Source organism: Streptomyces sp. KPB2 (assembly GCF_003950055.1).
In the GTDB taxonomy this organism is placed as follows: Bacteria; Actinomycetota; Actinomycetes; order Streptomycetales; family Streptomycetaceae; genus Streptomyces; species Streptomyces salinarius.
Genome location: NZ_CP034353.1, coordinates 7,436,556 through 7,457,063 on the forward strand (window position 1 = coordinate 7,436,556; position 20,508 = coordinate 7,457,063).

The following is a 20,508-nucleotide window of genomic DNA, read 5'->3' on the forward strand; positions in this document are numbered from 1 at the left end:
CGCAGCCTTTCGCGCGCGGCCCCCAAGGTCAACAAGTCCCCGGGGCGGGGAGGGCTCAGTGCTGCTGCGTCTTCTGCGGCGTCGCCTCGCTCGGCCGTACGACGACGAAGCCCTCGCCCTGGAGCACCAGCTGGACCGCCTCGCCCGAACCGCCGCGCAGCATCGAGCCGATGGACTGCGAACGGTGCAGGGAGGTCGCCAGCCCCGCGGACCAGCCGACGATCGCGTCCGTGTCCACGTAGACGGGGTACTGGTGCGAGACCGGGATGACCAGCGGGTTGCCCTCGCACACCAGGCCCAGCCTGCCGTGGCCGGTGAACACGCTGTTGAACAGTCCGCCGCCGGCGATGCCCGATCCCTTCACGGTGGCGATGCGGTACGACAGCGAAGCGTCGAAGCACAGGACGTTGCGGCCGTTGACCGTGAACTCGTCGCCCGGCTCGACCTCGACGATGAAGCAGTTCTGGGCCTCGTTGGCGAACCAGGCCTCGCCCTGTCCGCGCACCGCCATCAGCGGCAGCCCCTCCCCGGTGACCGCGCGCTTGAGCATGCCGCCCACGCCCTGGCCCTTGCGCTCGAACTGGAGACTGCCCCGGTAGGCGATCATCGCGCCCTGCCGGGCGAGCATCTCGCCGTTCACCGCGTACCGGATGCACTTGGAGTTCTCGACGGTCATGCCCGGCGCCGTGGCGGGCTGCACCATGTGCTCGCTGGAAAAGAGGTCACCCTTCATGACGGCATCCTGACCCGGAGCGTTCCATTCCGCCAAGATCGGGCGGGACCCGGTTACGGCGACGTGGCCTCCGGGGCGACGAGTCCCCGCCGGTGGGCGACCGCGACCGCCTCCGTGCGGCTCGCCGCGTCCAGTTTGGCGAGGATGTTCGACACGTGGACGCTCGCCGTCTTGGCGCTGATGAACAGCTCCTCGCCGATCCGCCGGTTGCTGTGGCCCAGGGCGAGCAGCCGCAGCACGTCCCGCTCGCGGGCGGTCAGCACCGCGGCGCCCGCCCCGGCCGGCGCCGGGTCCGTGAGGCGGCCGCGGCGGGTGAGGTCGTCGAGCCGCTCCCGCAGCACCGTCGCGCCGAGCCGGTCGGCCTCCCGGCGTACGGCGTCCGCCTCGGCGGCCGCCTCCTGGCGGCGGTCGGCCGCGAGCAGCGCCTCGGCCAGCCGCAGCCGGCACCGCGCGCGTTCGTAGGTGTCGCCGTGGGCGAAGGCGGCCACCGCCCTCTCCCACGCCGCCGGATCCGGTGCGCCGGCGCCGACCCGGGACCACTCGGCCTCCGCCCGCGCCAGCCAGGCCCGGCCCTCCGGCCCCTGCGGGGCGTCGTCGTAACCGTGCTCGGCGGACCAGCGGGCGTCGGCCAGGAGTTCGGCCGCCGTGTCCGTCCAGCGGGCCACCCCGGCCGTGTCCCCGGCACGGCGCAGCTCGGACACGGTGTCGGCGACCGCGGCCAGTGCGAGGGTGGCGAGCCGGAGGGTCACGGCGGGCCGCGTGCCCGCCTCGGTGAGCGCCTCGACGCTGGACCGCATCCACCGCACGGCGTCCTCGGCGTCCCCGCGCAGCGCCGCCGCGTCGGTCAGCACGACGGCCGCGACCATCCGCGCCATCCAGTCGAACGGCCCCTTCAGCAGGTCCCTGGCCCGCTCGGCCGCCCCGAGGTCGCCGCGCGCCAGCGCCACGTACAGCCCGGGCCCGAGGGCGTGGCCGTCCACGGCCCGGCCCTCCCCGGCGTCCTCGGCGGACTCGCGCAGCACCTCGTCCCAGTGGCCCAGCGTGTACCGCACCAGCAGCCGCAGATACCGCATCTCCCGGGGATACGGCGAGGACAGCAGCCCGGCGCGGCGGGCCCGGTCCAGTCCCTCCGACGTCCAGGGCAGGCACTCCTCCAGGTCGCCGGACTCGAAGCAGCCGATGGCCAGGTTGAACAGGGCCCGCAGCTCCACCGGCGCGTTGCCGGCCCGCCGCGCCAGCTCGCGAGCCTCGAGCAGCCGCTCCCGGCCCTCGGGGGTGGCGCGGTTGTGGCCCTCCAGGCTGGTCAGGGAGATCAGCAGATCGGCGCGGGCGTCGGTGACCCCCAGCGCCTCGGCGGCCCGCAGCGCCCGTCGGGCCACCCGCCGCGCCGTCTCGTGCTCCCCGACCTGGCGGGCCGTCGACACGTGCGTGGCCGCCGCCCACACCCACGTCGCGGAGGGCGGCTCGGCGGGGATCAGGCCCAGCGCCTCGCTGCTGTAGGCGTACGCGGCCTCCAGGTTGTCGACCTCCAGCAGATTGCCCGCGAGGGTGTAGCGGACCCGGGCGGCCAGCTCCAGGTCCGCGTCCTGGCCCAGGCCGGCCAGCGCGGACCGGGTGAGGGAGACCGCGCGGTGCAGCTCACCGGCGTGCACGGCGGCCGCCGAGGCGCGCAGCGTGAGCGTCACCGCGTCCGGTCCGGCCGGGCGCGCGGTCGCGTCGACCGCCGTCCACAGGTCGAGGGCCGCCTCGACGTGCCGCAACTCCTCGGCGGGCGCGCCGATCCGCTGCGCGTGGTCGGCGGCCTCCAGGGAGGCGGCGAGCGCCTCGGGCAGGTCGTGGCTCTCGCGGTAGTGGTGGGCGCGCTCGGCCGCGCTGTCCGGCCGCCGGTCGGGACCGGCGAGCAGCCGGGCGAACGCGCCGTGCAGCCGGGCCCGTTCGCCGGGCAGCAGATCGGCGTAGACCGCCTCCCGGGCGAGCGCGTGCCGGAAGGAGTAGGTGTCCCCGTCGCCGGACACCAGCAACTGGCGCTCCACCGCCTCGCGCAGCGCCGACTCCAGTTCCTCCTCGGGCAGCCCGACGGCGTCGCGCAACAGGTCGTGTCCCACCCGGCGCCCGGCGACGGCCGCGGTGCGCAGCGCCTGCTGGGCGGTCTCGGACAGCTGCTCGAACCGGATGAGCAGCACGTCGGCCAGCCCGCTGGGCACCCCCGGGGCGGGCGCGTCGGTGGCGGCGACCAGTTCCTCGGCGTAGAAGGCGTTGCCCTCGGCCCGCTCCACGATCCGGCGCACGGTGGTGTCCGGCAGCCGTTGCTCCCGCAGCGAACGCACCAGCCGGGCCACGTCGGCGTCCGGGAGCGGACGCAGCTCCAGCCGCTCCACCGAGGGCAGGCGCACCAGCTCCGCCAGCAGCGGGCGCAGCGGATGGCGGCGGTGCAGGTCGTCCGCGCGGTAGGAGGCGAACAGCGCGAGGCGGTGGCCGGGCGTCCCGCCCGCCGGCCGCTGCAGCACTCCCCGGCTGAGCAGGAACCTCAGCAGGTCCCGGGAGGACTGGTCGGCCCAGTGCAGGTCCTCCAGGACCAGCAGCAGGGGCGCGGTGTCGGCCAGTTCGGTCAGCAGGGCGGCCACGCCCTCGAAGAGCCGCAGCCGCGAGGGCGCGGCGTCCGTCGCGTCGTCCGGGCCGCCGCCCAGCAGCCGCTCGGCCACCGGATGGCCGGCCAGCACGGAGGCGAACCGCTCGTCGGCCGCCAGCACGCCCAGGATCTCGGTGAACGGCAGATACGGCAGGCCCACGTCGCCCAGGTCCACGCAGTGACCGGTGAGCACGGTCGTCCCGGCCGCGGCGGCGCGTCCCGCGACCTCGTCCAGGAGCCGGGTCTTGCCGACCCCGGCGTCCCCGGCGACGAGCACCGCGCGGGCCTCGCCGGCGCGGGCGCGGTCCAGTACGCCGGTGAGACGCGCGAGTTCGTCCTCGCGGCCGACGAGCGGGCTGGTGAGAGAGGTCAGCGGCACGCCGCCATCCTGACACGCGGGTCGGACAGCGGGCCTCCCCGTTTCCCGGGCCCGCGGCCGGGTCAGCGGTGCAGGGCGCTCGCCCAGTCGGCCGGGACCCGGCCCGCCGGGCCGGGTGACGGCTGGTCGTCCGGGTGGCTGGCGGGCGGGGCGAGGTCCGGGCCCGACGCGCGCACCTCGTCGGTGGCGTAGTCCCAGTACCAGTCCTCGCCCGGTTCGAAGCTCTGCACCACCGGGTGGCCCGTGGACCGGTAGTGGCCGGTCGCGTGCTGCCCGGGGGAGCTGTCGCAGCAGCCGACGTGGCCGCAGCTAGCGCAGCGCCGCAGATGGAACCACCAGCCGCCGGCCGCGTCGCACTCGGCGCAGCCCGTGCCGCTCGGCGGGACGGTGGGGTCGATTCCGGTGTCGCTGGTCATACCGGCTCCTCGGTGGCGTCGACTGGATCGGTCGGATCGGACTGCTCGGCGGTGAGCGGCAGGAGCACCTGGAAACGGGTGTCGCCCGGCTCGGACTCGGCATGGAGGCTGCCGTGGTGCTTGTCGACCACGATCCGCCAGGAGATGTCCAGGCCGAGCCCGGTGCCCTCGCCCACGGGCTTGGTGGTGAAGAACGGGTCGAAGATCCGCTCCCGGACCTCCGGGGCGATCCCGGTGCCGGTGTCGCGGAACTCCACCAGCAGCCGGTCGTGGTGGAGCGCGGTCCGCACGGTCAGCGTCCCCTCGCCGCCCGCGTCGTTCACCGCGGCGACCGCGTTGTCGATCAGGTTGGTCCACACCTGGTTCAGCTCCGCCGGGTACGCCGGGATCCGCGGCACCGTGCGGTCGTACTCCTTGACGACCTCGATCCGCGGGCCGATCTTGCCGGAGAGCATCAGCAGGGTGCTGTCGAGCAGTTCGTGCACGTCGACCGTCCGGTAGGGCGCCCGGTCGAGCTGCGCGTACTGCTTGGCCGCGTCCACCAGATGGGAGATGCGGGCGGTGGAGTCGGCGATCTCGTTCATCAACAGCTCGGTCTCGACCGTGTAGTTGAGCCAGCCGACGGCCCCGGGCAGGATCTCCGGGTCCACGGCCGCCGCGACCTGCTCCAGCCACTCGGTGTCGAGGCCGGCCTGCACGAAGGTCGGCGCCAACTGCCAGCCCTGCTCGATCCCGTGGTCCTCCAGCCAGTCGGAGAGGGCGTCCTCCCGGTCGGCCGCCTCCAGCGGACTGAGCGAGGGCGCCTTGGCGACCCGCTCCGCCGTGCGCTCCTGGATCTCGATGAGCCCCGCCAGCGCGTCCCGGGAGAACGGACCCTCGGCGATCACGGCGAGCTTGTGGCGCATCTTCGCCACCCGTTCCCGCAGCGTCGAGGTGGCCCGCACGGCGGCCGCCGCCGGGTTGTTCAGCTCGTGGGTGAGCCCGGCGGACAGCGAGCCCAGCGCCAGCAGCCGCTCGCGCTGCCCGATGGTGCGCTGGGTGTTCTTGGACCCGAAGAACAGCCCCTCCAGCAGGTGCACCGCCATGGGGAACCACTCCCGCATGACGGCCGCGAACGTGTCCGCCGGGAGCACGAAGAACCGCGTCGGCTCGGTGACCCGCATCGAGTTGGTGTAGACCTGCGGCACCCGGTCGCCGACGTACGCCTGCATCGCTCCCGCGTACACCCCGGGCTGCGAGGTGCGGTTGGTCTCCACGTCGTCCGCGCCGACCCGGCGGGACAGCACGACCGAACCCTCCAGCATCACGTAGAAGCACGTGGCGTCCTCGCCCTCGGTGTACACCGGACCGGGCTCGAACAGCTCCACCCGGCCCTCGGCGCACAGCCGGCCCAGCTGCTCGGGGGTCAGCTTCTCGAAGAGGAAGAGCTGCCCGATCTCCGCGGGGCTGCACGGCATCGGCCGGCCGGTCACGACTGCTCCAGGTAACGGTGGACGAGCATCACGGCCATGGCTCCCTCTCCAACGGCGGACGCGACCCGCTTGGCGGACTCCGCGCGGGCGTCGCCCGCCACGAACACGCCCGGGACACTGGTCTCCAGGTGGTACGGCGGCCGGTCCAGCTCCCAGCCGGCCGGCGGCCGCCCGTCCGGCGTCAGATCGGGCCCGGCGAGGATGAACCCGCGCTCGTCGCGCAGCACCGTGCCGTCCAGCCAGTCGGTCAGCGGGGCCGCGCCGATGAACACGAACAGCCACTGCGCGTCGACGAGTTCGGTGGCGCCGCTGACCGCGTCGCGCAGCGTGAGACGCTCCAGGTGGCCGTCGCCGTGCGCGCCCTCGACGACGGTGGAGCAGCGCACCCGGATGTTGGGCGTCTCCTCGATCTGCTGGATCAGGTAGTACGACATCGACGCCGCCAGGGAGCCGCCGCGCACCAGCAGCGTCACCGACTTGGCGCCCCGGGCCAGGTACATCGCCGCCTGCCCGGCCGAGTTGGCCCCGCCCACGATGTACACGTCGTGACCCTGGCAGGAGGCCGCCTCGGTCAGCGCCGAGCCGTAGAACACCCCGCAGCCGGCCAGGTCCTCGGTGCCCGGCGCGGTCAGCTGCCGGTAGGACACACCGGTCGCCAGGATGACGCTGTGCGCGGCGATCGCCGAGCCGTCCGAGAACCGCACGACGCGCGCCGCGCCGTTCGCCTCCAGGCCGGTCACCTCGCGCGCGGTGAGGATCTCGGCGCCGAACTTCGCCGCCTGCCGCCGGGCCCGCTCGGTCAGCTGGCCGCCGGAGACGCCGTCGGGGAAGCCCAGATAATTCTCGATGCGCGAGCTCTGCCCGGCCTGACCCCCGGTCGCCGACCGCTCCACCAGCACCGTGCGCAGCCCCTCCGAGGCCCCGTACACGGCCGCGCCGAGCCCGGCCGGGCCGCCGCCGATCACCACCAGGTCGTAGAAGTCGGCCGTCGGCGTGGTCGCCAGCCCCACCCGGGCGGCAAGCTCGGGCGCCTCCGGCTCGACCAGCGGCGTCCCGTCCGGCGTGATCACCACCGGCAGCCGCTGTCCGTCCTGCCCGGCCGCCGACAGCAGCCGCCGCCCCTCCGGCTCGTCGGAGGAGTACCACCGGTACGGCACCTGGTTGCGGGCCAGGAACTCCCGGGCCTCCGAGGACCGCGCCGACCAGCGGTGCCCGACGACCTTCGTGCTGGGCACCGGGCGGTGGTCGCCCGAGCGCCAGGCTTGGAGCAGGTCGTCCAGGACGGGATAGAGCTTCTCCTCGGGCGGGTCCCAGGGCTTGAGCAGGTAGTGGTCCAGGTCGACGACGTTGATCGCGTCGATCGCCGCGTTGGTGTCCGCGTAGGCCGTCAGCAGCACCCGCCGGGCGCCCGGGTACACGTCGAGGGCCTGTTCCAGGAACTCGATGCCGTTCATCTGCGGCATCCGGTAGTCGGCCAGGATCACGGCCACCAGGTCGCCGCGCAGCTTCAGTTCCCGCAGGGCGTCGAGCGCCGACTCCCCGGACTCCGCGCGCACGATCCGGTACGTCGCGCCGTAGCGCCGCCGCAGGTCGCGGGCGACGGCACGGGACACCCCCGGATCGTCGTCCACGGTCATGATGACGGTCCGTGTCTCCCCGTCGGCCTGTGCCATACGTCCCCCACGTCGAGCGGCCGGGTTCACGGCACGGCGTCCCCGTCACCGCACCGGCCTGCAGCCCATCGTATGTTCGATCGCCGCGCCCCGCTCAGGCAGCGGAGCGGCACCGGTGCCGACCGGCTCCCCTGCGCGGCGACCGGGACGGCGTGGGGAAGACTGGGCGTCATGAACGACGTGACCGCGACACAGGGAGGGACCCGCATGACGCGCCCGATCACGGCCGGCCTGGACGGTTCGGAGGAGAGCCTGGCCGCACTGGCCTGGGCGGCGAGGGAGGCGGTCCGCCGCGATGCCCCGCTCCACGCCGTGCACGCCTGGCGGTTCCAGGACCGGGGCGTGGCCGGCACGGTGACCCGCGAGACCCAGGAGGGGTGGGCGCGGGACGCCCTCGCCTCGGCGGTCGGCACCGTCGCCGAGCGCCACCCCGGCCTCACGGTCACCACCGACCTGCGCGAGGGCGACGCCGTCGCGGCCCTGCTCGCCGCCGCCGGCGAGGCCGAGACACTGGTCCTCGGCTCGCGCGGCCACGGGCCGGTCGTCGGCTTCCTGCTCGGCTCGGTCGGCCGGCAGGTGATCGCCGAGGCGCCCGGGCCGGTCGTCCTCGTGCGGGCCGGGGACGAGGCGAGCTCCGAGGCGGCCGGCCGCGAGGTCGTCGTGGGCCAGCAGGGCGAGCCCGAGGACAGCGCCGACGTCATCGGGTTCGCGTTCGAGGCCGCCGCCGCGCGGGGCGCCACCGTGCGTGCCGTGCGGGCCTGGGCGCTGCCGACCGTCTTCACCTACAGCCCGGGCTCCATGGCGCTCGCCGACGAGGCCGGGGGCCTGGAGCAGTACGAGCGCAAGGCGCTCGGCGAGGCGCTCGCACCGTGGCGCGAGCGCTTCCCCGACGTCCCGGTGGTTGAGCACGTGGAGATGGGCAGCGCCGGCCAGGTGCTGCTGTCGGTGTCCGGGGGCGCCCAGCTGATGGTCGTCGGCCGCCGCGCCCGGCGCAGCGCCGTCGGGGCCCGGATCGGCTCGGTGGCGCACGGCGTGCTCCACCACGCCGAGTGCCCGGTGGCGGTGGTCCCGCACCGGTGAGGACCCGGCGGGGGACGCCGTTCAGTCCGCCGTGGGCTGAAGCGTCTCCCGCGCCCTGGGCAGGATGTTGACGATGTAGTCCTCGACCGCCGTGTCCAGGCCGATGTCGTGCTGGGCCCGCTCGGAGAGGTACCAGCGGTGCTCCAGCAGTTCGTGGTAGATCTCCGCCGGGTCCATCGCGCCGCGCAGCTCCACCGGCACGGCGCGCACGGTGGGCCGGAAGACCTCGCGCACCCAGCGGTGGGCGAGGACCTCGGGGCGGGCACCGAGGGGGTCGCCCGGGGCGTAGTCGTCCTGGGTGGCCATCCAGGACTCCAGGTCGTTCAGCAGCCGCCTGGCCTGGTTCTCCTCGGCGTCCAGGCCGGTCAGGCGCAGCAACTGGCGCTGGTGGTGACCGGCGTCGACGACCTTGGGCACGAAGGTGACCGAGTCGCCGTTGGAGGCGTGCTCGATCTGCATCTCGGCCACGTCGAAGCCGAGGTCGTTCAGGCGCCGGATCCGGCGCTCGATGTAGTGGTACTTGCCGGCCGGATAGACGGAGGTGCGGGTCAGCTCCTCCCACAGGCTCCGGTAGCGGGCGCATATCTCCGTGCCGAAGTCGACCGGGTCGACGGAGGGGTGCAGCGCCCCGGACGCCTCCAGGTCGAGCAGTTCGCCGCTGATGTTGACCCGGGCCAGGTCGAGGTCGTAGTCGCGCTGCCCGGGGCTCAGCCGAGGGTGCAGCTCCCCGGTCTCGGCGTCGACCAGATAGGCGGCGTAGGCGCCCGCGTCGCGCCGGAAGAGCGTGTTGGACAGTGAGCAGTCCCCCCAGGCGAACCCGGCCAGGTGCAGCCGCACCAGCAGCACCGCGAGGGCGTCCATCAGCCGGTGCATGGTCGCCGGACGCAGCGTCGTCTCGAACATCGACCGGTACGGCTGTGAGCCGCCCAGGTGCCGGGTGACCAGCACCGGCTCCAGCGCACCGCCGGCGGCGTCCGTGCGCCCCGTGATCACGGCCAGCGCGTCCACCGCCGGGATGGCGAGCCGGTCCAGGTCCCGCAGCAGCTGGTACTCGCGCAGCGCGGGCCGTTCGGCCAGCTCCTTGACCGCGATCACCTCGTCGCCGGCGCGCGCGTAGCGCACCACGTGCCGGGAGATGCCGCGGGGCAGCGGCACGAGGTACTCCTCGGGCCACTGCTCCAGCGGCAGCTGCCAGGGCAGTTCGAGCAGGAGCGCGGGGTGCTCCGGATTGGTGGCACTGATCTGCAAGGCCATGCCCCGACTCTAGAGCGCCCGCTCCCGGGCCAGGTCCGCGGCGTCCTTCACCGGCCCCTGGTGGAGCGGCCCGTGGCCGGGGAGCAGCAGGTCGCCCTCCAGGCCGGCGACGATGTCGAGCGAGGCGATCGCGCGCGTACGGTCGTGGTGGAACAGGTCGGGCAGCAGCTGCGGTCCCTCGATCCGGGAGATGGCGTGCCCGCTGACCAGCGCGTCCCCGGAGATCACCACCCCGGCGTCCGGGAGGTGGTAGACGCAGTGGCCGTCGGTGTGCCCGGGGGTGTGCACCGGTACGGGACGGCCGGGCAGGTCCAGGGCGCCGTCCGCCGGGAAGGCCGCGGGCGCGGTCACCGGGTGCTGCTCGGTGCCGCCGGTGCGCAGCACGTGCCGCATCCACGGCAGTACGCCGGGCCGCCAGGCGTTGCGCAGCACGGTGCCGACCGACACCTGCTGGAGGTAGTCGCGCCGGGCGTGCGGGACCTCGGCCTCGTGCAGGAGGACCGGGGTTCCGTGGGTGGCCCGCAGGTACTCGGCCGAGCCCAGGTGGTCGTTGTGGGCGTGGGTGATCAGCACCGCCGCCACCGCCTCGGGCGAACTCCCCACGGCGGCCAGGGAGTCGAGCAGCGCCCGGCGGTCGCCGGGGTAGCCGGTGTCGACGAGCGTCACCGCGTCGCCGTCGGTGAGGATGACCCAGTTGGTGTTGCCGCCGTGCACCAGGTAGGTGCCGTCGGCCACTTGCCGTACGTCCGCGCTCATGGTCTCCCGCGATTCAGGTTGGCTGCGCCAGCGGGGGACAGCCAACCAGAAACGGGGCGCGGACGGTTGCCCGGCCCTCAGCGCACGCCGTGCGGGCGGAACTGGACGCTGATCCGGGGCCCGGCGGCGCGGGTGCTCTTGGGGACGCAGTGCTCCCAGGTGCGCTGGCAGGAGCCGCCCATCACGATCAGGTCGCCGTGACCCAGCGGGCGGCGCACGGTCTCGCCGCCCCCGCCCGCCGGGCGCAGCAACAGGTCGCGGGGTGCGCCGACGGAGAGGATCGCGACCATCGTGTCCCGGCGCGCGCCGCGTCCGATCCGGTCGCCGTGCCAGGCGACGCTGTCCCGGCCGTCGCGGTAGTGGCACAGACCGGCGGTGGTGAAGGGCTCGCCCAGCTCCTCGGCGTAGTGCGCGGACAGGGCGTCGCGCGCCTCGGTCAGCAGCGGGTGCGGGAGCGGATCGGCCGCGCCGTAGAACGCCAGCAACCGGGGCACGTCGACGACGCGCTCGTACATCTCGCGCCGCTCCGCGCGCCAGGGGACCTCGGCGGCCAGCCGTTCGAACAGCGCGTCGGCCCCGCTCAGCCACCCGGGGAGCAGGTCGATCCAGGCCCCGGACCCGAGGTGGGTGCGGCGCAGCCCGTCGAGCGGCCCCAGCCGGACCTCGTCGGTCTGGTCGAAGAGCGAGCCCTGGAGATGCGTGGTCATGGGACCAGCGTACTCCTGTATCGAAACTGTGTTCTATTCATGTCGGCGGGGGACCGCGAACTCCTGCGGTCTCCCGTCTCCACCCCTCTCCACCCCTTTCGATACACCGGTGCATCCGATACATTCACGCATCGAATCGAGCGAGGGGGCCGGCATGACGGCGAAGGCGACCGGGGGGCGGGTGACCAGGCGGCGCGCGCACACCCGCGCCAACCTCCTGGACGCCGCGTTCGCCGTGTTCGCCGCCAAGGGGTTCGGACGGGTGTCGATCGAGGAGGTCTGCGAGGCGGCCGGGTACAGCCGGGGCGCCTTCTACTCGAACTTCGACAGCCTCGACGAGCTGTTCTTCGCCCTCTACGAGCAACGGGCCGCCCTGATCGCGGAACAGGTGGCCGCCGCCCTCGCCTCCGACGGCCCCGGCCCGGACGTACCGGCCGCCGTGGACCGCGTGACCGAGGTGCTGCTCCTGGACCGGGACTGGCTCCTGGTGAAGACGGACTTCCTGGTGCACGCCGCACGCGACCCGGAGGTCGCCCGGACCCTGCTGGAGCACCGGGCCCGCCTCAGGCGGGCGATCGCCGACCGGCTCGCCCGGGCCCGCGGGCACACCGCCCTGCCCGCCGTGCTGGGCGACGTCGAGGGGGCCGCGCACGCCGTGGTCGCCGCGTACGACGGGGTCACCACCCAGCTGCTCCTCGACCGGGACGTCGTCCGCGCCCGGGTCTGGCTGGGACAGCTGCTCACCGCGCTGCTCACCGACGGCAGCACGCGTCACTGACCCGAGGGTCACCGACACAACAGGAAGGGACGGTCGCCATGGATGCCGACGTCATCGTGGTCGGAGCGGGTCTCGCGGGCCTGGTCGCGGCCCACGAGCTGACCAGCCGGGGCCGCAGGGTCGCCCTGGTCGACCAGGAGAACGCGGCCAACCTCGGCGGGCAGGCCTTCTGGTCCTTCGGCGGCCTCTTCCTGGTCGACTCCCCGGAGCAGCGCCGCCTCGGCGTCAAGGACTCCTTCGACCTGGCCTGGAACGACTGGCAGGGCAGCGCCGCCTTCGACCGCACCGACGACGAGGACTCCTGGGCGGTGCGCTGGGCGCGGGCATACGTCGAGTGGGCGGCGGGGGAGAAGCGGTCCTGGCTCGCCGGGCACGGCATCACCTTCCTGCCCACCGTCGGCTGGGCCGAGCGCGGCGACCTCGGGGCCGGCGGCCACGGCAACTCCGTGCCCCGGTTCCACATCGCCTGGGGCACCGGCACCGGGGTCGTCGAGCCGTTCGTGCGGTACGCGAAGCAGGCCGTGCGCGACGGGCTGCTCACCTTCCACCACCGCCACCGCGTCGACCACCTGGTCGTCGAGGGCGGCACGGCGCGCGGGGTGCGCGGCACCGTCCTCGCCCCGGACGACTCACCGCGCGGCGTCGCCTCCAACCGCGACGCGGCCGGGGAGTTCGAACTCAGCGCCCAGGCCGTGATCGTCACCTCCGGCGGCATCGGCGCCGACCACGACATCGTCCGCCGGCACTGGCCCGAGCGCCTGGGCACGCCGCCCGCCGAGATGGCCACCGGCGTCCCCGCCTACGTCGACGGACGGATGCTCGGCATCAGCGCCGAGGCGGGCGCCCGCCTGGTCAACCGCGACCGCATGTGGCACTACACCGAGGGCGTGCGCAACTGGGACCCGATCTGGCCCGGCCACGGCATCCGCATCCTGCCCGGACCGTCGTCGATGTGGTTCGACGCGCTGGGCCGCCGGCTGCCCGCGCCGTGCCTGCCCGGTTACGACACCCTGGGCACCCTGCGCCACCTGCGCACGGCCGAGGGCCTCGCGGAACACGACCACTCCTGGTTCGTCCTCACCCAGAAGATCGTCGAGAAGGAGTTCGCGCTCTCCGGCTCCGAGCAGAACCCCGACATCACCGCCAAGGACCGCGCCGGCTTCCTGCGCGAACGCGTGCTGGGCAAGGGAGCCCCGGGGCCGGTGGACGCGTTCCTGCGACACGGCGCGGACTTCGTCACCGCGCCGAGCCTGGAGCAACTGGTCGACAGGATGAACGCGTTGACCGACAAGCCCCTCCTGGACGCCGCGGCGCTCCGGCGCCAGATCGAGGCGCGGGACCTGCAGATGGCCAATCCGTACGCCAAGGACGCCCAGGTGCAGGGCATCCGCAACGCCCGCCGCTACATCGGCGACCGCCTCGGCCGCGTCGCCACCCCGCACCGCCTCCTCGACCCGGCGGCCGGCCCGCTGATCGGCGTCAAACTGCACATCCTCACCCGCAAGACCCTCGGCGGCATCCAGACCGACCTCGACTCCCGCGCCCTGGGCGCCGACGGCACCCCGGTCGAGGGCCTCTACGCGGCCGGAGAGGTGGCCGGCTTCGGCGGGGGAGGGGTGCACGGGTACAACGCGCTGGAGGGCACCTTCCTCGGCGGCTGCCTGTTCTCCGGGCGGGCGGCGGGCCGGGCCGCGGCACGGCAGACCGCCTGAGCGACGCAGGCCCGCGCCGCCGGCCGCTGCGCCCCTCTCACCGCCGCCCGAGGAGGCGGAGCAGCACGGCGGCGTGGCTCCGGTCGGGGGACCTGGACGCGGTCAGCGGCGTCACGTCCCCCTCGCCCGCCGACTGCCGTACGCGGTCGAGGAGTCCGGCCGCCACCGGGGCGGCCGGCTCGGCCTCGTACCGCCGTGCGAATTCCTCGTGGGAGCCCTCGCCCGCGTGCTACCAGCGGCGGCTCGTGGATGCAGCGCACCCACAGGCTCATGAGGGTTCTCCCGTGGCCGACGACGCTCTCGCGCGCCTACGTCCGGCGCGGGCGCCCGGGTCAGCCGGACCTGCGGCGCGCCGCCTCGCGCCGCTTCAGCGCCCGGCGTTCCAGCTCGCTGGTCCCACCCCACACGCCGATGGTCTGTCCGGTGTCCAACGCCCAGCGCAGACACTGCTCCTGGACCGGACAGGTCCGGCAGACCGCCTTCGCCTGCTCGGTCTGCAGTGCGGCCGGCCCGGTCGTGCCGATCGGGAAGAACAGGTCGGGGTCCTCCGTCCGGCATGCGGCGTGCTCTCGCCAGTTGTCCATCAAAGTCACCTGCGATCGGTATCGTTCGCGCCCTCGTGCATGGCTTACTCCGTTGCGGGTGACCTGTCGACAGCGGGCCGAAACCGGTGCGGCTCCCCCCGGTGGGCCCCGGGCCTACTGCCGCAGCGCCGACCCGGCGGCCGTCACCACCGCGTCCGCCACCGCGGCCAGCGCCGGGGAGTCGAGCTTCCACTGCTGCCAGTACAGCGGGACGTCCACCGCCAGGTCCGGGGCGAAGCCGACGAGCCGGCCGCCGCGCAGCAGGGGCTCCGCCTGCGGCTGCGGGACCATGCCCCAGCCCAGCCCGGCGGCGACCGCCTCGACGAAGCCCTCCGAGGTCGGCACGTAGTGCCGCGCGGCACTCGCGCCGCCGTGACCGAGCCGTCTGGCGAAGGCGTCCTGGAAGTCGTCCCGCCGGTCGAAGACCACCACGGGAGCGTCGGCGACCACCTCCTGCGGCGGCCCCGCCAGCTGCCGGGCGGCGAAGTCCGGGGCGGCGCAGGGGAGATAGCGCATCCGGCCCAGCGCCCGCACCGTGCAGCCCGGCACCGGTTCGGGCGACGACGTCACCGCCGCCATCACCGCCCCCTCCCGCAGCAGCGTCGCCGTGTGGCCCTCGTCCTCGCGGCGCAGTTCGAAGCAGAGGGCGGGTTCCCGGGGGAGGCGGGTGAGGGCGGGCAGGAACCAGGTGGCCAGCGAGTCCGCGTTCACCGCCACCGACACCCGGGTCGGCTCACCCTCGGCCCGCAGGCCCAGCTCGGCCGAGGCGTCCCGCTCCAGCCGCGCCACCTGGCGGGCCAGCCGCACCAGCACGGCGCCGGATTCGGTCGCCCGCACCGGCTTGGTGCGCAGCAGCAGCACCCGGCCGGTGCGCTGCTCCAGCGCCTTCACCCGCTGACTGACCGCGGACGGCGTCACGTGCAGGGCGGCCGCCGCCGCGTCGAACGTGCCCTCGTCCACGACGGCCAGCAGGGTGCGCACATGGTCCAGCGGGAGATCCGCGAAGGTCGTCGTCACATTCACTAATGATACGTAAGAATCTTTAGCTGTACGTCCTGTGATCGTCCGCTTAGCGTCGGGGGCATGAACAACGCCCTCACGGCAGCCGCCGCCGGCTTCGGCACCGGACTCTCGCTCATCGTCGCCATCGGCGCCCAGAACGCCTTCGTCCTGCGGCAGGGGGCCCGCCGCGACGCGGTGCTCGCCGTGGTCGGCATCTGCGCGCTGTCCGACGCCGTGCTCATCGCCCTCGGCGTCGGCGGGGTCGGCGCCGTGGTGGTGGCCTGGCCGGGCGCCCTGACCGCCGTCGCCTGGATCGGCGGCGCCTTCCTGCTCGGCTACGGCGCCCTGGCCGCCCGGCGGGTGCTGCGTCCGGCGGGCGCGCTGCGGGCGGACGGCGACGCCGCGGGCTCACGGCGCCGGGCCGTGCTCACCTGCCTGGCGCTGACCTGGCTCAACCCGCACGTCTACCTGGACACCGTCTTCCTGCTGGGCTCCGTCGCCGCCGACCGGGGGCCGCTGCGCTGGACCTTCGGCCTCGGTGCCGCTCTCGCCAGCCTGGTCTGGTTCGCCGCGCTCGGCTTCGGCGCCCGCTACCTCGGCCGCTTCCTGGCCCGGCCCTCGGCCTGGCGCGTCCTCGACGGCCTGGTGGCCGCCACCATGATCGTCCTCGGCGTCTCCCTGGTCGCCGGAGCCTGACCGCGGCCGGATCCGGCCACACGCGTCCGGGCGGACTCGAACGGGCCTGCGATAGTGATCCCCGCAGTCGAAAGATGTATCGAGCATGTGGGAAGCGCGTGGACACGAGCGAGAGCAGCAGCGGGAGCGGCACCGAATCACCGGCGAAGGATCCCGCGCCGGACGGAACACGCCGGCGGGGGTGGCGCCGCTGGGCCATGGACACCCGCCCGCTGCGCCGCCCCGCCTACCGCAGGCTGTGGTCCTCGACCATCGTCACCGCCGTCGGCAGCCAGCTCACCGCGGTCGCCGTGCCCAAGCAGATCTACGACATCACCGGCTCCTCCGCCTGGGTGGGCGCCGCGAGCCTCGCCGGCCTGCTGCCGCTCATCGTGTTCGCGCTGTGGGGCGGCGCGGTGGCCGACACCATGGACCGCCGCAAGCTGCTGCTGATCACCAACACCGGCATCGCGGTGACCTCGCTGCTCTTCTGGATACAAGCGGTCACCGGCATGGAGTCGGTCGCCGCCCTGATGCTGCTGCTCGCCCTGCAGCAGGCCTTCTGGGGCCTCAACGCCCCGGCCCGCAACGCCTCCATCGCCCGCCTGGTGCCCGAGGACGAGCTGCCCGCGGCGAACGCGCTCGGCTCGACCGTGATGCAGACCGGGCAGGTGGTCGGGCCGCTGCTCGCCGGTGCGCTGATCCCGCTGATCGGACTGCCCGAGCTGTACCTGATCGACGCCCTGGCCCTGTGCGTCACCGTGTGGGCGGTCTACAAGCTGCCCGCCCTGCCGCCCCTGACCGGCACCGCCGTGCGGCGCGCGGGCGTGCGCGAGGTCGTGGCCGGCTTCCGCTACATCGCCGGGCACAAGGTGCTGCTGCTGTCCTTCCTGGCCGACATCGTCGCCATGGTCCTCGGCATGCCCCGCGCCCTGTTCCCGCAGCTCGCCGCCGAGACGTACGCGTCCTACGGCGAAGGGCTCGCGCTGGGCCTGCTGTTCGCGGCGATACCCATCGGCGCGGTGGCCGGCGGGCTGTTCTCCGGCACCTTCTCACGGGCCTGCCGGCACGGCTGGATGGTCATCGGCGCGGTCGTGGTGTGGGGCGCCGCCATCACCGGCTTCGGGCTGAGCGGCAGCCTGTGGCTCGCGGTGGCGTTCCTGGCCGTGGCCGGAGTCGCCGACATGGTCTCCATGGTGTTCCGGGGGGCGATCCTGCTGTCCGCGGCCACCGACGAGATGCGCGGGCGGATGCAGGGCGTGTTCACCGTCGTCGTGGCGGGCGGTCCGCGGCTGGCCGACGTCCTGCACGGCGGGGCGGGCTCCGCCGTCGGTGCCCGGGAGGCCGTGGCCGGGGGCGGTCTGCTGGTGGTGGCGGTGATGCTGGCCCTGGCCGCCGCGATGCCGGCGCTGCGCCGCTACCGCGTCTGACGGCAGCTCACAGGGCGCCGCGGCCGTGCAGCGCGTAGTGCTCCATGAGCCGGCCCCGGGTGTTCTCCAGCCGGTGCGCGAGGATCTCCGCGACCGAGCGCACCAGCACGATGCCCAGCTGCGGGTCCCGCTCGCACAGGTCGAGCACCGCGGCCGCCTCGAACTCGTAGGCGCGCACCGGGCTGAACGCCTCGGCGCCGAAGTCCCACTCGTAGGGCGGGAACAGCCAGGACCAGCCGAGCAGGTCACCCACGCCGAGGCTGGCCACGGTGACCCGCTGCAGGGACGTCACCCGCTGGGTCAGGGAGACCGCGCCGGAGCGGACCACCCAGAAGCGGTCCGCCCTGCCTCCCGCCTCGAAGATCCGGTGGTCCTCCGGGAAGACGACCTCCTGGGCCAGCTCCATCAGCCGCGCGCGCTGGGGGAGGGGGAGGGCGGTCAGGAGTTTGATCGCTTTGGTCATGGCACGGGGCTCCTCGCCGGCGATTCGGATCCGGGGCTTTCCCTATGCCCATTTCAGTCGCTGCCGGCGCCCTGAGCACCTCGGCGGACGACGGATCCCGTACGGATTCCGTGCGGGAACCGGGGACGGAGGCGCGAGGAGGGGAGAAGGGCGTGAAAAAGCCCTGGCCGGACGGGGGAGGCCGGCCAGGGCCGTAAGCGGTGACCGCGGAGGACGTTTCGGTCGACTCCGTCGCCACGTATGGATGAACGCTAAACCATCTCCGGGTGTTCCGCGAAATCCGGTACCGGGGCGAGTGACCCGTTTCACTCGCGCCCTCCGGGCGCACGCCTCAGTCGTCACGCTCCGCGACGACCCTGATCGTCTCCAGTGCCGGATCGGTCGGATCGGGCAGGTACATCCCGGCCTCCAGGCCGCTGCGCAGATAGCGCAGGACCGGCTCGGCCAGCCGCTCACCCGGCAGGACGGCCGGAATACCCGGCGGATACGGCGTGATCATCTCCGCCGCGATCCGGCCGGCCGCCCGGTCGACGGGCACGTCCTCGGTGGGACCGAAGAACGCGTCCCGGGGCAGGCACACCTGCGGCATCCGCAACTCCGCCGGGGACGGCACCTCGACGCGCGGAGCGGGGGACAGGCCGGGGGCGGCGCGGGCGAGGTCCTTCAGGGCGGTGAGCAGTTCGTCCGCGGTGTCCCGGTCGTCGCCGTGGGTGATCTGCGCCCCGATGCGGCGGTGGTCGGTGATGTGGGCGATCACGCCGCGGTGCTCGCGCAGCCAGTCCGCCGCCCGGAAGCCCGAGACGCCGAGCCCGTCGAGGTCGACGACGACCGGCAGCGGATCGAAGCCGTGGGCCCTGCCGGGGCCGCAGAAGTCGTCGCGGTCGTTGACGTGCATGCCGTCGATCTTCTCGATCGCCGCGCGCACGTCGGCCGCCAGTTCCAGCGCGCCGCCCATCAGCTCCTGCCCGCCGAGCGCCATCTGACGGCGCCAGCCGTCGAGACCGGCGAAGATCAGGACCGAAGGGCTCGTGGTGCTCAGCAGGTCGGCGCGCATGCCGAGGAGCTTCGGCTGCACCAGGTCGCCGCGCAGATGGAACACGGAGCCCTGCTCCAGACCGCTGCCCATCTTGTGAATGCTCGTCACGCAGATGTCGGCGCCCGCGTCCATCGCCCAGGACGGCAGGTCGGGATGGAACGGCAGGTGCGCGCCCCACGCCTCGTCGACGATCAGCGGCCTCGAACGCCGGTGGCAGACCTCGGCGACGGCCCGCAGATCGGCACTCGCACCGTACGGCGTCGGGCTGGTGACCAGGGCGCCCTTGGCGTCGGGGTGGGCGGTGAACGCCTCCTCGAACGCCTCCGGGGCCGGCGGGTGGGCCAGATGCCGCTCGGCGTCCCAGCGCGGTTCCACCCAGACCGGTTCGATGCCGGACAGGATCAGCCCCGAGACCACGGACTTGTGGGCGTCCCGGCCGATCAGCAGTTTCTCGTGCGGCCCCGCGACCGCCAGCATCGCCGCCTTCACCGACAGGGAACTCCCGCACGTCGAGAAGAACGTGTGATCGGCGTGCACGGCGTCCGCCATCAGCTCCTGGGCGCGCTGCAGCACCCGGCCCCGGGTGAGCCGGTCGTCCAGCCCCGCCGTCGCCAGCACGTCACCGTGGAACACGGCGTCGCCCAGCACCTCGCGCACCGCGGGGTCCGCACCGCGCGCCTGCTTGTGTCCGGGCGGCGTGAACGACAGCCGCCCCTCGCGGCGGTACTCGACGAGGGCTTCCAGGACGGGTGCGCGGCGGTGGTCGGCTGTCATGCCGCCCGGTTTCCCCACCGGCGGCGCGTCAATCCGGGCCGCCGTCCCTCACCGCGCCCTCCGGCCCGGGGTCAGCACCTCGTCGAGCACCCGCAGGACGGCCTCGTAGGCCATCGTCCGCACCGCGGCCTCCCGCGAGCCCTCCGGGTCGGTCGCGCGCAGCGCCTCGCTGCGCGCCCGCCAGCTCCGTCCCTCCTCCAGGGCGCAGGCCCTCGCGCGGTGCATGCGACGCAGCAGTTCGTCCGAGTCCACAACATCCGTCATGCACTCCGCGTACCCCGGCACGGCGGCCGGATGGCCCTTGGGCCGCAAGGAGGACCGGAGGTTTGCCGGTACCGGCAGAGGTGAGCCGGGAGTGACAGGGCCGCACGGCGCGCACGGCCCGACCGAACCGTCCACCGACCAGGGGAGCCGACGGATGAGCGAGAGGGACACGACCCCGCCCGTCGAAGAGCACGGCACGGACCCGCACCGCCACCACCGGCCGTGCCGGCCCGCCGACGCGCGCGAAGCGGTCGAGCACGCCGTCACCGCGTGCGCCGGCCTCCACGATGCCGCGACGTGCGACGCGGGCGCCCTGTCGGACGCCGTGCTCGTGGCCTCGGAACTGACCACCAACGCCATCCTGCACGGCGGCGGCGTCACCGACTTCCGGGTCGACGTCGTGGGACCCCGAGTGCGGCCCGGCGTACGGCTGTCGGTGTGCGACCGCAGCCACGACCTCCCGGTGGCCGTGCCGCCCACCGACGACCGCGGCCGCCGGCGCCTGGGCGGCCGGGGCTGGCCCATCGTCTGCCGGCTGTCCCGGGAGGTGCGCGTGGCAGATCTTCCCTCGGGAGGCAAGTGCATCACCGTGGTCGTTCCGCTGTCCTGATGACTTTTGGAAAAGCGGAGTTTGTTCCACCGGGGCAGGGGCAGTCGCAGAATCGTGCTTCGGACCGGAGGCGCAGCAGCG

19 protein-coding genes and 1 pseudogene are annotated in these 20,508 nt (G+C 74.1%); 6 read left to right on the forward strand and 14 right to left on the reverse strand.

Annotated features, from left to right (window positions below):
- Positions 1-55 precede the first annotated feature (55 nt).
- The 5 genes from D1J63_RS33645 to D1J63_RS33665 form a co-directional block, all read right to left on the reverse strand.
- Positions 56-733: an AIM24 family protein gene (locus tag D1J63_RS33645; protein WP_061446304.1), complete on the reverse strand. Its 678-nt coding sequence runs from the start codon at positions 731-733 to the stop codon at positions 56-58.
- A 53-nt stretch (positions 734-786) separates the two neighbouring features.
- Positions 787-3,741, reverse strand: coding sequence for a helix-turn-helix transcriptional regulator (locus D1J63_RS33650; RefSeq protein ID WP_164713090.1), 2,955 nt, complete (start codon positions 3,739-3,741; stop codon positions 787-789).
- Positions 3,742-3,803: 62 nt separating this feature from the next.
- Complete coding sequence (locus D1J63_RS33655) at positions 3,804-4,157, reverse strand: UBP-type zinc finger domain-containing protein (protein ID WP_061446306.1); 354 nt, start codon at positions 4,155-4,157, stop codon at positions 3,804-3,806.
- Positions 4,154-5,629, reverse strand: coding sequence for an ATP-binding protein (locus tag D1J63_RS33660; RefSeq protein WP_125634159.1), 1,476 nt, complete (start codon positions 5,627-5,629; stop codon positions 4,154-4,156). The genes D1J63_RS33655 and D1J63_RS33660 overlap by 4 nt, the downstream gene beginning before the upstream one ends.
- A complete protein-coding gene (locus D1J63_RS33665) occupies positions 5,626-7,302 on the reverse strand; it encodes an FAD-dependent oxidoreductase (RefSeq protein WP_125634161.1) in 1,677 nt (558 codons plus the stop codon). The genes D1J63_RS33660 and D1J63_RS33665 overlap by 4 nt, the downstream gene beginning before the upstream one ends.
- Before the next feature lie 207 nt (positions 7,303-7,509).
- Here D1J63_RS33665 and D1J63_RS33670 point away from each other — a divergent pair, with 207 nt between their 5' ends.
- Complete coding sequence (locus D1J63_RS33670) at positions 7,510-8,382, forward strand: universal stress protein (RefSeq protein WP_164713091.1); 873 nt, start codon at positions 7,510-7,512, stop codon at positions 8,380-8,382.
- 21 nt (positions 8,383-8,403) lie between these two features.
- On the opposite strand, the gene D1J63_RS33675 is transcribed toward D1J63_RS33670, so the two are convergent.
- The 3 genes from D1J63_RS33675 to D1J63_RS33685 form a co-directional block, all read right to left on the reverse strand.
- Positions 8,404-9,636 carry a DUF4032 domain-containing protein gene (locus tag D1J63_RS33675; RefSeq protein WP_102928603.1) on the reverse strand — a complete coding sequence of 411 codons (1,233 nt, stop codon included), beginning with the start codon at positions 9,634-9,636 and terminating at the stop codon, positions 8,404-8,406.
- Between the two features lie 9 nt (positions 9,637-9,645).
- On the reverse strand, positions 9,646-10,392 hold the full coding sequence (locus tag D1J63_RS33680) for an MBL fold metallo-hydrolase (protein WP_125634165.1): 747 nt from the start codon (positions 10,390-10,392) through the stop codon (positions 9,646-9,648).
- 77 nt (positions 10,393-10,469) lie between these two features.
- Positions 10,470-11,099 carry an alpha-ketoglutarate-dependent dioxygenase AlkB gene (locus tag D1J63_RS33685; RefSeq protein WP_125634167.1) on the reverse strand — a complete coding sequence of 210 codons (630 nt, stop codon included), beginning with the start codon at positions 11,097-11,099 and terminating at the stop codon, positions 10,470-10,472.
- 154 nt (positions 11,100-11,253) lie between these two features.
- Between D1J63_RS33685 and D1J63_RS33690 the strand changes: the two genes are divergently transcribed.
- On the forward strand, positions 11,254-11,877 hold the full coding sequence (locus D1J63_RS33690) for a TetR/AcrR family transcriptional regulator (protein ID WP_102928600.1): 624 nt from the start codon (positions 11,254-11,256) through the stop codon (positions 11,875-11,877).
- Positions 11,878-11,915: 38 nt separating this feature from the next.
- Positions 11,916-13,589: an FAD-binding dehydrogenase gene (locus tag D1J63_RS33695; RefSeq protein ID WP_125634169.1), complete on the forward strand. Its 1,674-nt coding sequence runs from the start codon at positions 11,916-11,918 to the stop codon at positions 13,587-13,589.
- 37 nt (positions 13,590-13,626) lie between these two features.
- On the opposite strand, the pseudogene D1J63_RS33700 reads toward D1J63_RS33695, so the two are convergent.
- From D1J63_RS33700 to D1J63_RS33710, 3 genes and pseudogenes are all read right to left on the reverse strand, one after another.
- Positions 13,627-13,830, reverse strand: a pseudogene (locus D1J63_RS33700) (DUF488 family protein); the annotation flags it as partial.
- A gap of 91 nt (positions 13,831-13,921) precedes the next feature.
- A complete protein-coding gene (locus tag D1J63_RS33705) occupies positions 13,922-14,173 on the reverse strand; it encodes a WhiB family transcriptional regulator (RefSeq protein WP_061446314.1) in 252 nt (83 codons plus the stop codon).
- Between the two features lie 114 nt (positions 14,174-14,287).
- Positions 14,288-15,190 carry a LysR family transcriptional regulator ArgP gene (locus D1J63_RS33710; protein ID WP_125634171.1) on the reverse strand — a complete coding sequence of 301 codons (903 nt, stop codon included), beginning with the start codon at positions 15,188-15,190 and terminating at the stop codon, positions 14,288-14,290.
- A gap of 66 nt (positions 15,191-15,256) precedes the next feature.
- On the opposite strand from D1J63_RS33710, the gene D1J63_RS33715 reads away from it, so the two are divergent.
- Entirely contained in the window at positions 15,257-15,871 is a 615-nt protein-coding gene (locus tag D1J63_RS33715; RefSeq protein WP_125634173.1) for a LysE/ArgO family amino acid transporter, read from the forward strand.
- Positions 15,872-15,945: 74 nt separating this feature from the next.
- A complete protein-coding gene (locus D1J63_RS33720; protein ID WP_125634175.1) occupies positions 15,946-17,280 on the forward strand; it encodes an MFS transporter in 1,335 nt (444 codons plus the stop codon).
- Between the two features lie 7 nt (positions 17,281-17,287).
- Here D1J63_RS33720 and D1J63_RS33725 read toward each other — a convergent pair whose 3' ends face one another.
- The 3 genes from D1J63_RS33725 to D1J63_RS33735 form a co-directional block, all read right to left on the reverse strand.
- On the reverse strand, positions 17,288-17,743 hold the full coding sequence (locus D1J63_RS33725) for a cyclic nucleotide-binding domain-containing protein (RefSeq protein ID WP_102927272.1): 456 nt from the start codon (positions 17,741-17,743) through the stop codon (positions 17,288-17,290).
- Between the two features lie 331 nt (positions 17,744-18,074).
- Positions 18,075-19,553 (reverse strand): aminotransferase class I/II-fold pyridoxal phosphate-dependent enzyme, encoded by a 1,479-nt coding sequence (locus tag D1J63_RS33730; protein ID WP_125634178.1) that lies wholly within the window; start codon positions 19,551-19,553, stop codon positions 18,075-18,077.
- 48 nt (positions 19,554-19,601) lie between these two features.
- A complete protein-coding gene (locus D1J63_RS33735) occupies positions 19,602-19,817 on the reverse strand; it encodes a hypothetical protein (RefSeq protein WP_102927270.1) in 216 nt (71 codons plus the stop codon).
- A 154-nt stretch (positions 19,818-19,971) separates the two neighbouring features.
- Between D1J63_RS33735 and D1J63_RS33740 the strand changes: the two genes are divergently transcribed.
- Positions 19,972-20,427, forward strand: a complete 456-nt coding sequence (locus D1J63_RS33740) for an ATP-binding protein (RefSeq protein WP_102927269.1) — start codon at positions 19,972-19,974, stop codon at positions 20,425-20,427.
- Positions 20,428-20,508 lie beyond the last annotated feature (81 nt).